Genomic DNA, 12,152 nt, shown 5'->3' on the forward strand with positions numbered 1-12,152 from the left:
CCGTCATCGTGGAAGAACGTGAACGTGTACGTCCCCGCACCCTCGTCGATCGTCTTCGTGAACCGAGCCGAGTAATCCGACGCCGGAACACCCGGAACCGGCGAGTCCCCACCCGCGAGCGTGCGATCCAGCTCAGCCAGGCACTCCGTCGCCAGAGGCTCACCCTGCAGATCCTTGCCCGCGAAATACGTCCCCGACCATCCCGACGCAGCGCACTCGGCAGCGGGAGTGACCTCGTAGTCGAGGATCAGCTTCGCGCCACCCCCGGCCTGGAAGTACTCCACCATGACCTCGTGGGGGCCGGCAGCCAGCGGCACCGAGACCGTCTTCTGCGACCACCCGTCCGAACCGCTCCACGACGAGAACACACGCTCGCCGTCGATCAGGATCCGGACACCGTCATCGTGGAAGAACGTGAACGTGTACGTCCCCGCACCCTCGTCGATCGTCTTCGTGAACCGAGCCGAGTAATCCGACGCCGGAACACCCGGAACCGGCGAGTCCCCACCCGCGAGCGTGCGATCCAGCTCAGCCAGGCACTCCGTCGCCAGAGGCTCACCCTGCAGATCCTTGCCCGCGAAATACGTCCCCGACCAGGCCTCGCACGTGCCCGGCTCGACCGGCTCGGCGACCGTGGCCGAGACGACGGTCGAGGCGGGCGAGACGGCGACGGTACCGGCGGCGTCCTTCACGGCGACGACGACGTAGTGGTAGGTCGTGCCGACGGCGGCCGTCGTGTCGTCGAACGAGCGCGCCGCTGCGTCGAGCTCGGCCAGCGGCGTGCCGGTCGTCGAGATCGCCGGCGTCGTGCCGCGGTAGACGCGGTAGCCGGTGGCGCCGTCAGCGGCGCTCCAGCCGACCGTGACGCTGTCGGCGTCGGCGGTCGCGCTCACGCCGGCCGGAGCGGCGGGCGGAGTCACGACGACGGGCTCGGCGGGAACGCTCACGCTCACCTCGCCGGCCGGAGCCGAGGCGGGAGCGTCGGGCGAGACCGCGACCACCGTGTAGTGGTAGGTCGTGTCGGCGTCGACGTCCGCATCGGTGAAGCTCGTTCCCGAGATCGGGGTCGCGTTGAACGGGGTCTCCGTCGGAACGGGGCTCGTCGTGCTGCGGTACACGTTGTATCCGGTCGCGCCGGCGACGGCCGACCAGGTCACCTGCACCGAGTCGGTCTCGTCGACGAAGGCGGCGGCGAGTCCGGGGACGGTGCCGAGGGCGGGCGTCGGGAGCTTGAAGATCTGGACGAACGAGATCTTCGTGTTCTTCGTCGTCGGGTCGGTGCCGGCGGCGATGCTCAGCTTGCCGTCGGTGACCTCGACCTCGACGATGCCCTGCTCGAAGTAGACGGGGGCGGCGCCGGCGAAGTGGTCGATGGCGGTGACGCCCTCGACGACGACGGTGTGCGAGCTGTCGAAGTTGCCGTTGCTCGTGTCGCCGGCGGCGACCACGACGCTGTAGCGGCCGTTCGGGACGGCGCGCTCCCAGACCCCCTGCTCGGCGACGACGCCGAGGTCCGGGTTGGTCGAGGATGCGGTGCCGTACTGCATGTGCATGAGCGAGGTCAGCCGGGAGTCGGTGATGCCGTTCAGCTCGGTGCGCACGCGGGAGTTCTTGCTGAAGTCGAAGGGCCCGTCTCCGTCGGCGGTGACCCAGCCGTAGCCGGCCGCGTCGGAGTAGGGAGCGCCGGAATCGCGCGTGTAGCCGGGTGCGAGAGCCCCGGCGGCAGTGGTGAAGTCGTACGAGCCGACGAGGTCTCCGGTCGGAACGGGGACGGTGGCGCTGACGGTGGCGGCCTGAGCCGATGCGTTGCCCGCGGCATCCACGGCCTGCACCGCGTAGTTCCACGTCTGGCCGACGAAGACGCGCTCGTCGGTGTACTTGCTGTCGGACAGCAGGCTGCCGGTGAGCAGGTTGGCGGCCGTCAGCGCGACGGGCGCGGTGGCGGAGCGGTAGACGCGGTACCCGGCGACGTCGGGGTCTGCCGGAGCGTTCCAATCGACGTCGACCGCGTTGGGGGTGGCGTTCGCGGTGATGTCGACCGGTGCGCCCGGAGCGACGGTGTCGATCTCGGCGACGGTGAAGTCGTCGAAGACGAACGGCACGGCGACGGTCTCGTTCGTCATGTTGCGACGGGTCGCGAACAGGCCGGCGAAGCCGTTGGTCTGGGCCTGCGCGGTATCGAACGTCGTCGGGACGAGGTCGCCGTTGGTGAAGTTCGCCGGCAGCGGCACGGAGCCGACATTCACCGAGGCACCCGTGCCGAGCTTGTAGGAGGCGGATGCCGTGTTGGTGGTCGCGTCGACCGTCAGAGTCAGCGCGACGGGCGTCGTGGCCGGGATCGTGAGGTTGTTCACGCTCGCCTGATCGACCGTGCCCGCGTTGGTGTTCGTGGCGCCGGCGACCTCGCGCGAGATCTGGATCTGACGTTGCGTCGCGCTCGTGGCGGCGACGACGAGCTTGACGTAGTTGTCGTCGTTCGGGCCGAACCAGATGCCGCCCTGCGCGGAATCGGATGCGTTGTTCGGCACGGAGAGCGTCGTGGTGAAGACGAGCTTCTTGCCCGCCGAGTCGACGGGGAGGCCGAGAGTGTTGTCCTGGGTGTTCTTCCAGCGGTCGTTGTTCGCGGCGTTCGCCGGCATCGTCAGGAAGGCGATGCCCTTCGTCGGGTTGATCGCCAGCTTGCCGTCCGCGACGTTGAGGAACTGCGGCAGGTAGTAGCCCTGGTAGAGCGATCCGGGGTCGATCGCGGCCGACTGCTCGGACGTCGAGGGCTGCACCATCGTGAAGCCGGTGTCCTGGCCGTCGCCGTCATGGAGTCCCGGGGTCGTGCCGTCGAAGGTCAGCTGCGTGTTGTTCGCGGCGACGACCTGGGCGGTGGGCAAGGGCGAGTACGGCGACGGCCACTGCGCGAGCGGTGGCGTCGTGAACTCGTGCGCGGCGGCGGGCATCACCGCCAGCCCGGAGAGTACGAGGGTGAGCGCCGTGGTCACGGCGCTCACCCTCGATCGCTTCGACCAGCGCGACGGAACCGTCGCCGACTCGTCGCGGTTACCGGCGAAAGGCATGCGAAGCATGTCGTGTCTCCCCAACAGGCACGAACGACGTCCCATCCCCCCAAAGGATGTGATGAACGTCTGGGTTGATACCCCCGAGTCCCCTGACCCGGCGGTCACTCTCATCGCCGAAGCGAATGATCGGACTGTAACCCACCTTTCAGCGAATACACAAACAAACATTTCCGAACACTCAGAAAGGCCGCATTCGGCTTCTCGCCGATCCGAGTTGCGCGCTGTGAGATTGCTGTTACTGTCAGGACTACTTCCGAGCCTCCCGGTGGGACGGGTGGATTCCTCGCGAAGTGCTTCTTTGGGGGAAGCCATGATTTGGGGACATCGTGTCGTCGTCGACGACTCTCACCGCATCCGGTGACACCGCCGTCGCGCGGGCGCCGCTGACTCGTTCCGAGCTGCGGCCTCGCACGAGGCGGATCAGCGTGCTGCACGTCACCGACCGTTACGGCGGCGGCGTCGCGGCGGCACTTCACACGTACCTCGAGAACTCGCCGGTGGGGATCGAGCATCACCTGCTCGCCGCCACACCGGACGGCACCGGGGTCGCCGCGGGAACGCGTTCCGGCTTCGCCTCGTCGCGGCCGCTTCCCGGCGCGTGGGTGGCGCAGGCGCTCGCGCTCCACAGCGCCGTGCGAGAGCTGCGACCCGACGTCGTCCACGCCCACAGCAGCATGTCCGGCGTCCTCGTCCGGATCGCCTTGCGCGGCACCCGGCAGCGCATCGTCTACTCGCCGCACTGCTACGCGTTCGAACGCACCGACACCCGTCTCCGCCCGCTCTACCGACTGGCCGAGCGGATGCTGCTCACGAGATCCGGCGTCACCGCCACCTGCTCGGAATGGGAGTCACGGCTCGCCGTCGAGGCGCTCGGTGCGCATCCCGACCGCGTGCGCCACGTGCCGAACGTCGCCGGGGCGGGCTTCCGCGACGCGGACGACGCGCTCGCGCCGGCCGGCTCGGTCATGAGCGTCCTCGGCATCGGCCGGCTGACCGCCCAGAAGGACCCGCTGCGCTTCCTCGACGCCGTCGAGCGACTGCGCGGCGCGGGGGTGGACGTCGATCCGGTCTGGGTCGGCGGCGGTGACGCGGCACTGGCCGCGACCCTGACCGCGGCGGGCGTCACCGTCGTGCCGTGGGCCGATCACGTCGCCGTGCGCGCTCGACTGCGCGCAGCCCACGTCTACCTGCACTGCGCCGCCTGGGAGGGGTTCCCGCTCGCGCTGCTCGAAGCGGCGAGCGTCGGCGTCCCCGTGCTCGCCCGGCAGATCGGCCCGCTCGGGGAGCTGCCCGACGCCACGCGCCTCGACCGCGGTCTCGGCGGGCTCATCCGGTCGTGGCACAGCGGAGCGTTCGACGTGTGGCGCGCCGCCAATCAGCTCGAGTGGCGCACGCGTCTGGCCGCGCACACCGCCCCGGCCCAGACGACGGCGCTGCGCGCGCTGTACGAGGGCGAGCCGAGCGACGCATGATCCACGTGGCCCAGTGGGGTCGAAGCGGCGGCGGCCCGTTGTTCGCCTGGCACGTCGCCGCCGCTCTCGACGCTTCCGGCGTGCCGGTGTCGGTGAGCTACGCCGCCGACGCCGAAGCCGCGCCGCGCTTCATGGACCTCGGCATCCCGTCGTTCCCGGTGCGGACCTTCTCGACCCGCGCGGGTGCGGTCCTCGGCCTGCCGGCCCTCGTCCGGCAGACGCTGCGCCTGCGCCGATTCCTCCATCGCGGCGACGCCACCGTCGTCGTCGTCGCGATGGAGCAGCTCTGGCTCTCGCTCGCGATCCCGCTCCTGCGCTCGCGGCGGTGGCAGGTCGTGACCGCCGTCCACGACGCGCGGATGCACCCGGGCGACGCGAACCGCATCGAGGACGCCACCCGCCGGTGGGGGCGCCGCTTCTCCGACACGGCCCTCGTCTTCTCGACCGCCGTGCGCGACCGACTCGTCGCCGACGGCGACTTCCGCGACGACCGCATCTGGCAGACGGTCCACGGCGCATTCGGCACGGGCGACAGCCCGCGCGAGGCGCCGACCCCCCGCGAGGCGCCGACCTCGCGGCCGCTGACCGTCGGACTCTTCGGCCGGCTCTCCGCCTACAAGGGCATCGGACTCGGACGCGACGCCGTCGCCGAGCTGCGTCGGCGGGGTCACCGGGTCCGGCTGCACGTCGTGGGCGACGGAGATCGCACCCTCGTGGCCGGCTTCGACCACCCCGACGATCGCGTCGACCTCGGCTGGACGCCCGACGAGCGCGTCGCCGACGTCGTCGGGTCCTTCGACCTCCTGCTGCTCCCCTACACCGAGGCCAGCCAGTCGGGGGTGCTCGCCTTCGCGATGGGGCTCGGGGTGCCCGCCGTCGTCACGCCGGTGGGCGGTCTGGCCGAGCAGGGCCAGGATGCCGGCTGCGCCATCGTGGCGAGGTCGGTCACCGCCGAGGCTCTCGCGGACGCTGTCGTCGACGCGGGCGAGCCGTCCCGCTACCGCGCGCTGTCCGCCGCGGGCCTGCGCGCGGCGGCCGACGCGTTCTCGTGGCGCCGAGTCGCGGACGACCTGGTGACGGCGAGCTCGGGCGGCACCCGATGATCGTCCTCGCCCTCGCCCTGTCCGCCCTCGCGACGATCGCGGTGCAGGCGATCGCGATCGTCACGCTGCCCCCCGCCGACTACGGGCTCTTCGCCGCCGCCTACCTCGTCTCGGGACTCTTCTGCTCCTTCGGCCTGTCGATCGTGTGCGAGCCCTGGAGCCGGGGCGGGCGCCGGGAGGCCTGGCCGAGCGTGGGAGCCGCCGCCGGCGCTCTCGCCCTCCTCAGCGTCCCCGCCTCCGCCGCGATCGCCGTCTTCCTGGGCGACGCGATCGCGGCCGTCGCCATCACGATCGCCGTGGCGGCGACGACCTACCGATTCTGCGGCCGATTCCACTTCGCCGCCGTCGGGGCGCAGCGCTGGGTGATCCCCGCCGACGCCGCTGCCCTCGCCGTCACCGTCGGATCATGGGCCGCGCTGGCGCCGCACGTCGACGCGCTCGCGGCGGTCGCGCTCGCCTGGGCGTCCGGCTCGGTCGCGTCCGCCCTGCTCATGCCGCACCCCGCTGCGCCGACGATCCGGCGGTCGCGTCACTGGACGGCGGTCCACCGGCGTGACATCCGGAGCCTTCTCGCCGATTCGACCCTCCTCGATCTCGGTGCCATCGCGCTGCCGCTCGGCCTCGCCCCGCTCCTCGGCCCGAGCGACTTCGGGCTTTATCGCGCGCTGTCGAGCCTCGCCGTCCCGGTGCGACTCGTGCTGCTCCCCATCCGCCCCCTCATCGGCGGGAGACCGGCGACCTGGCACGTGACGGTACGCGCGCTGACCGCGATCGGCGCGAGTGCGATCGCGCTCGGGCTGACAGCCGGGGCGTGCCTCGCCGCCATCTCCGCCGGCGGCCTCTTCTCCGGCAGCACGCTGTTCGATGCGGCATCCCGCTACGGCCTGCTGATCTCGGTCTACATCGCGGTCACCTTCGTCGGTACCTACTTCTACATGGTGTCGCGTGCCCACGCGAGCGGACGCGCCCTGCTTGTCCTCCGGCTGGTGCAGCTGATCTCGGCGATCGCCTTCCAGCTCGTCGGCCTGGCACTGGCGGGGCTGACCGGTGCTCTCGTCGGCGCAACGCTCGCCGCGGCGGTTCAGGCGGTGAGCGTCGTCGGCGCGGCGTGGCGCTCCCGCGCGGCGGTGACCGGACGAGTCCTGGAGCCGGTCACGTGAGCGCCCGCGAGGGACTCTCGGCTCGCGATCTGCGCCGCGCGACGCTGACGGCGACGAAGATCTGCCGACACCTCGTGGGCTATGCCACGGCGGCGGTCGCGCTTCGGCTGTGCGCCGACGAGCGCGGCACTCGTCCCCTCTTCGACGGACGCCCGCCGCGCATCGAGAATCGCGGCTGGCTGAGCGTCGGATCCGGCTTCCGCGTACGCGGCGCCGTGGCGCGCACGTCGATCAGCGTCTCGGATGACGGTGTGCTGACGATCGGCTCCGACGTCTTCGTGAATCAGGGATGCCGCATCCACGCCGAGCGCTCGGTCACGATCGGCGACCGCGTCGACATCGGCGACGACGTGCGCATCTCGGACACGAACTTCCACGCGACGCGCCCCGGGTCGCCGACGCGGACGGCCCCCGTCGTCATCGAGTCGGACGTGTGGATCGCGAGCGGCGCCACGATCCTGCCGGGGGTCACGGTCGGGCGGGGCGCGGTCATCGGAACCGGCGCCGTCGTCGTCGACGACGTCGCCCCGGGGGCGATCGTCGCGGGGCCCCGCGCCGTCGAGATCGGACGTTTCGCCGTGCCCGAGGGGTTCAACCGGCGCTCGCAGCCCGGCTATCTTCCGTGACGCGCACCGCGCGGGCGGCGCCGCGGGAGCGCCAGATCACCCAGACGAACAGGGGCAGCAGCGGCGTGAGGTGACGCAGCGCCGATCCGTAGTCGGGCTCGAACACCGCCTGCACCGCGACGAACGAGACGACGAGCGCCACGGCGCGAGCCGTTCGCGCATCGAGACCGCGACGGACGGCCGAGGCGAAGAGCACCCAGAGCGCGAAGATGATCGCGGCGATCGCGAGGTAGTAGGCACCGCCGCTCAGCGCGACGGGGACCGGCACCCAGAGGGCGACGAGCGTGAGCACGTTGTTCACGATGCCCCCGAGGGGCTCGGGCAGTGCGACGAACGGTGTGATGATCGTGCCGACGTCCATGCCGATCCGGGACTCGTTCACACCGGTGCGGAATGCATCGGCGGAGGCGCCGAGGCCGACGACGATCGCGATGCTCGCCGCCGCCGTGGCGGCGAGCGCGACGAGGATCGCGCGCGCCAGCGTCAGGCCGCGGGCGACGAGCGAGATGCCGGCGAAGAGGGCGGCGACGAGGAACCAGTAGTCGCGGAAGAGCCACGCGTAGGCGAGCGACGTCGCGAGGCACACGAGCCAGCCGATGCGCCCGGGACGGGCGACGAGGAACACGATGGCGACGGCGAGGACGAGCACGTCCTTCGAATACCATCCGAGGTAAACAGCCGAGAGCAGCACCGCCAGCGCGGTGGTCGCGGTCGCCGCCCATCCGCGCGGCCAGTGCCGCAGCTGCACCCACACCGCGGCGAGCACGACGACCGCCGCGGTGTACCCGAGGAGCGAGGCGAGCAGCGGGTTCTCGGCCAGCCCGAGGGCGGCGTAGACGGCAGCGGTGTTGGTGTACTTCACGTCGCCGTCGGCCGTGCCGAGGGCGATCGCCTGGATGAAGAAGCCGTCGGCGTAGAAGTGGTCGGGCACGATCGTCTCGCGGTTGAGGACCACGAGATACCCCAGCGCGACGGAGACGACGAAGATCGCGAGCTGCCCGATGGCCGCAGCGTCGCTGGCTCCCCCCGCCGGTGTCCGCACCGCTCGATTCTATGGCTCGGGTCCCGGGCGCAGCGCCCGGGTGAGGACGGGACAGCTCGGGCGAGTCGGGCCTTGCTCCCTCTCGCCCGAGCCGGCGATCCGCCGGTGAGACACCGGTGTCGCAACGGGGCGAAAAGCAGGCTGGAACGCCCCACCCCAACGGTACTCCTCCCTGCCGTGATCGGCACGTGTCTTCATGGGGTTGACCCTCACGCAGCGTCAGGGCCGAGGCTGGCCGCATGAGCGATTACTACGACGCCTTCGAGATCAGTCCGGTGCCCGTCCCCGGACCGGACGCCGTGGCCCCCGAGCCCTACCGCGGGATCTACGGGATGCCCGCGTTCGTCACCATCCCGACCGGCGACCTCGCGGCCTCCGTCGACTTCTGGACGCGCGGCCTCGGCTTCTTCGAGCTGTTCACGATCCCGGGGACGCTCGTGCATCTGCGCCGGTGGGCGTTCCAGGACGTGCTGCTCGTCGCGGCGCCGGCGGCGGGCCGCGACGAGACCGCGACGGTCGCTCCCCTCACCTGCAGCTTCGCCTGCGTGCTCGGCGAGGTCGAGGCGATCGCCGCGGCCTGCCGCGAGCTGCGTCCGGGTTCGGTGTCGGGACCGCGGGAGACGGTGTGGAACACCCGCGACATCGAGATCGTCACGCCCGAGAACGCGCGTATCGTCTTCACCGCGGCCAAGCCGTACGACCCGGCGAGCGCCGAAGCCCGCGCTCTCGCCGACATCGGCATCGGAACGGGGGAACCGGCATGACGGATGCTGACGGGCTCACCGTCGGGCAGGTGGCGACCGCCCTGGCCCTGACCGTCCGGACGCTGCACCACTGGGACGAGGTCGGGCTCGCGACCCCGTCGCTGCGCACGAACGCCGGATACCGGCTTTACACCGCCGCCGACCTCGAACGCCTCCACCGCATCGTCGTCTACCGCGAGATCGGGCTCGGCCTCGAGCAGATCCGTGCGGTGCTCGACGAGCCGGAGGCCGATGTCGCGCTCGCGCTGCGCGGCCAGCGCGACGAGGTGACACGCCATCTCGGGCGGCTCGAACAGCTGCGCACGGGGCTCGACCGCATGATCGAGGCTCACGAGCGCGGCATCCTCCTCACCGCCGCCGAGCAGGCGGCGATCTTCGGGCCGGAGTGGAACCCGGACTGGCCGGCGATGGCGCGACGCCGCTACGGCGATTCGGTCCAGTGGCAGCAGTACGCCGAGCGGTCGGCCTCACGGACACCCGACCAGTGGCACGAGGTCACCGCCGCCATGACCGACCTCGACGCCGAGCTCGCGGCGGCGATGACGGCGGGCGATGCGCCCGGCAGCGAACGAGCGGACGAGCTGGTGGAGCGCCACCGCGCGGCGGTGAGCGGGTTCTTCCCCGTATCCCGATCGATGCAGGTCTGCCTCGGGCGGATGTACGAGGCGGATCCGTCTTTCACCGCGCACTACGATCGGCTCAGCCCCGGCCTCACGTCCTGGCTGCGCCGGAGCATCGACGCGAGCGCTCGCGCGCACGGCATCGATCCCGAGACGGCGGCGTGGGAGTGATCAGCGTCGCCCGCCGGTGAACGCGCGCCACATGACCGCGGCGTGCGACTCCTTGGCGTGCTCGACGCCGACCTCGTCGCCCTCCTTGGCGCTGAACCACTCCTGCACCCGGTAGCGCGCCGCGCGCCACGCGAGCGCGATGCCGCCGTGGGCGGGGTCGGGGACGCGGGCCTCCTCGGCCGACATCTGCCCGCGGCGGGCGAGATCGCCGGCGAGGAACGCCGTCGTGAGCTTCGCCACACCGATGGCGTTGCCGTTGATCACCGAGTGCGCGGCGCCGTGGATCTCCCAGCGCCAGGCGTCCCGCGCCGCCCGGACGAGCGCGGAGTGGTAGTACCGCGGCGACGAGAAGTCGCGCGCCCCGCGGATGAGGAGCACCTGCGCCGAGACGTCGCGCAGGCGATCGGCGAGCCGGTACTGCATCATGTGCGGCAGCACCCTCAGGAAGTATGCGAAGCCGCACAGCAGGTAGGCGCTCACGGCGAGCAGCACGAGACGGAACGGCTCGAACAGCGACGACTGCGCGAAACGGATCGCCTGCAGCGGCATGCTGCGCTCCCGGTCGTTGACGACGGGGCCGATGAGCACGGCATGGCGGATGCCGGGACGTCGGGCGAGCACCTCGGTGGCGATCTGCGTGCCGAACGAGTGCCCGATCAGCACCGGGTCGCCGAGGTCGAACCGGTCGAGGACGGCTTCGACCTGGTCGGCGAAGAACGACACCGACGGGTCGGCGCGCGGCGCACGCTGCCCGGCGAAGCCCGGCAGGTCGAGCGCGAAGACGCGCGCCTCCTGGGCGAGCGTGGGGGCAAGCAGATCGAAGTAGGTCGCGGCGACCCCGATGCCCGCGATCAGCACGAACGCACGGTCCGCGTGCGCGGACCGCTCGGTCTGCACGCGCGTCACGCGCGTGCGCACTCCGTCGAACTCGACGGTCTCGACGTCGATGTCCGCCGGTTCGATTTCGGCATCCTCAGGCACCCCCCTACCGTCTCATGCGTCAGACTGACCCGATGAGCGTCACCTTCGCGATCGTCGGCAGCGGGTGGCGGAGCGAGTTCTTCCTCCGCATCGCCGCCGCTCTGCCTGACCGCTTCGCCGTCACGGGTCTCGTGACCCGCAGCGCCGAGACCGCCGCCGACATCGAGCGGCGCTTCGGCGTTCCGGGGCATCCCGACCTCGACGCCCTCCTCGCCGCCGGCGCGCCCGACTTCGTCGTCGTCTCGGTTCCGCGCGACATCGCACCGGGGGTGATCGTCGATCTGGTCGAGCGCGGCATCCCCGTCCTGACCGAGACGCCGCCCGCCGGCGATCTCGACGCCCTCCTCGCGCTGTGGGAGCGCGTCGCGCGCCCGGGCGCCCCGACCGTCCAGGTCGCGGAGCAGTACCACCTCTCGCCTCTGCTGTCGGCGCAGCTCGCGGTCGCCCGTTCCGGACGACTCGGCCGCCCCTCGCAGGCGCTCGTCGCCCAGTGCCACGACTACCACGGCGTCAGCGTCATGCGCCGGGCGCTCGGCGTCGGCGCCGAGGACGCGCTGATCTCGGCCTCGGTCTTCCGCTCGCCACTCGTGGCGGGCCCCGGACGCGGCGGCGATCCGACGGAGGAGCGCATCGTCATCGCGACGCAGACGAGTGCGCGCTTCGCCTTCGGCGACGACCGGCTCGGTCGGTACGACTTCGCCGGCGAGCAGTACTTCTCGTGGATCCGCGGCAACCGCCTGCTCGTTCGCGGCGAGCGCGGCGAGATCGAGAACGCCGAGGTGCGGTGGCTCCGGCGCTTCGACGAGCCCGCGTTCGACTCCCTCCGCCGCGTCATGACGGGCGAGGGCGGGAACCTCGAGGGGATGTTCCTGCGTGGCATCCTGCTCGGCGACGAGTGGGTCTTCCGCAACCCGTTCCTGCCGGCGCGGTTGAACGACGACGAGATCGCGATCGCCCGGATGCTCGACGGGATGCCGCGGGCCATCGACGGCGGCGGCGACGTGTACTCGCTCGCCGAGGCCAGTCAGGACCATTACCTGGCCCTGCTCATGCAGCAGGCCGCCGAGAGCGGCGAGCCGGTCCGCTCGTCGCGTCAACCCTGGGCCGATCGAATTGCGGTGGACGCGGTCGCCGGGTAATTTTTC

The 12,152-nt window shown here is 71.5% G+C and carries 9 protein-coding genes and 1 pseudogene; 7 read left to right on the forward strand and 3 right to left on the reverse strand.

Features of this window, described 5'->3' with window-relative positions; genetic code table 11:
* A partial coding sequence (locus tag F6B42_RS00005; protein WP_223878253.1) for a PA14 domain-containing protein occupies nucleotides 1-2,990 on the reverse strand: 2,990 nt, incomplete at its 3' end.
* A 503-nt stretch (nucleotides 2,991-3,493) separates the two neighbouring features.
* On the opposite strand from F6B42_RS00005, the gene F6B42_RS00010 reads away from it, so the two are divergent.
* The 4 genes and pseudogenes from F6B42_RS00010 to F6B42_RS15125 form a co-directional block, all read left to right on the forward strand.
* Nucleotides 3,494-4,540, forward strand: a complete 1,047-nt coding sequence (locus tag F6B42_RS00010) for a glycosyltransferase family 4 protein (protein WP_191089220.1) — start codon at nucleotides 3,494-3,496, stop codon at nucleotides 4,538-4,540.
* On the forward strand, nucleotides 4,537-5,643 hold the full coding sequence (locus F6B42_RS00015; RefSeq protein ID WP_150417569.1) for a glycosyltransferase family 4 protein: 1,107 nt from the start codon (nucleotides 4,537-4,539) through the stop codon (nucleotides 5,641-5,643). Before F6B42_RS00010 ends, F6B42_RS00015 begins: the two co-directional genes overlap by 4 nt.
* On the forward strand, nucleotides 5,640-6,803 hold the full coding sequence (locus tag F6B42_RS00020; RefSeq protein ID WP_150417570.1) for a hypothetical protein: 1,164 nt from the start codon (nucleotides 5,640-5,642) through the stop codon (nucleotides 6,801-6,803). The genes F6B42_RS00015 and F6B42_RS00020 overlap by 4 nt, the downstream gene beginning before the upstream one ends.
* Before the next feature lie 416 nt (nucleotides 6,804-7,219).
* Nucleotides 7,220-7,369: pseudogene (locus F6B42_RS15125) on the forward strand (sugar O-acetyltransferase); the annotation flags it as partial.
* 25 nt (nucleotides 7,370-7,394) lie between these two features.
* Here F6B42_RS15125 and F6B42_RS00030 read toward each other — a convergent pair.
* Nucleotides 7,395-8,471 carry a hypothetical protein gene (locus tag F6B42_RS00030; RefSeq protein WP_150417572.1) on the reverse strand — a complete coding sequence of 359 codons (1,077 nt, stop codon included), beginning with the start codon at nucleotides 8,469-8,471 and terminating at the stop codon, nucleotides 7,395-7,397.
* Between the two features lie 239 nt (nucleotides 8,472-8,710).
* Here F6B42_RS00030 and F6B42_RS00035 point away from each other — a divergent pair, with 239 nt between their 5' ends.
* Both F6B42_RS00035 and F6B42_RS00040 read left to right on the forward strand, forming a co-directional pair.
* Nucleotides 8,711-9,235 (forward strand): VOC family protein, encoded by a 525-nt coding sequence (locus F6B42_RS00035; RefSeq protein ID WP_150417573.1) that lies wholly within the window; start codon nucleotides 8,711-8,713, stop codon nucleotides 9,233-9,235.
* Entirely contained in the window at nucleotides 9,232-10,026 is a 795-nt protein-coding gene (locus tag F6B42_RS00040) for a MerR family transcriptional regulator (protein ID WP_150417574.1), read from the forward strand. Before F6B42_RS00035 ends, F6B42_RS00040 begins: the two co-directional genes overlap by 4 nt.
* Here the strand turns inward: F6B42_RS00040 and F6B42_RS00045 are convergent, their stop codons facing one another.
* A complete protein-coding gene (locus F6B42_RS00045) occupies nucleotides 10,027-11,007 on the reverse strand; it encodes an alpha/beta fold hydrolase (RefSeq protein ID WP_223878254.1) in 981 nt (326 codons plus the stop codon).
* 32 nt (nucleotides 11,008-11,039) lie between these two features.
* Here F6B42_RS00045 and F6B42_RS00050 point away from each other — a divergent pair, with 32 nt between their 5' ends.
* The gene (locus F6B42_RS00050) at nucleotides 11,040-12,146 is read left to right on the forward strand and encodes a Gfo/Idh/MocA family protein (protein WP_150417575.1); all 1,107 of its coding nucleotides are present in this window, start codon (nucleotides 11,040-11,042) and stop codon (nucleotides 12,144-12,146) included.
* The last annotated feature ends 6 nt before the right edge of the window (nucleotides 12,147-12,152 follow it).

Origin of the sequence: Microbacterium radiodurans, from assembly GCF_008710705.1 — a bacterium.
GTDB classification, from domain to species: Bacteria; Actinomycetota; Actinomycetes; order Actinomycetales; family Microbacteriaceae; genus Microbacterium; species Microbacterium radiodurans.

What these genes read in the sequence shown, in the direction of transcription:
- F6B42_RS00050 (WP_150417575.1), top strand. Translation starts at nt 11,040, where the DNA reads ATGAGCGTCACCTTCGCGATCGTCGGCAGCGGGTGGCGGAGCGAGTTC.
- F6B42_RS00020 (WP_150417570.1), top strand. Translation starts at nt 5,640, where the DNA reads ATGATCGTCCTCGCCCTCGCCCTGTCCGCCCTCGCGACGATCGCGGTG.
- F6B42_RS00015 (WP_150417569.1), top strand. Translation starts at nt 4,537, where the DNA reads ATGATCCACGTGGCCCAGTGGGGTCGAAGCGGCGGCGGCCCGTTGTTC.
- F6B42_RS00035 (WP_150417573.1), top strand. Translation starts at nt 8,711, where the DNA reads ATGAGCGATTACTACGACGCCTTCGAGATCAGTCCGGTGCCCGTCCCC.
- F6B42_RS00040 (WP_150417574.1), top strand. Translation starts at nt 9,232, where the DNA reads ATGACGGATGCTGACGGGCTCACCGTCGGGCAGGTGGCGACCGCCCTG.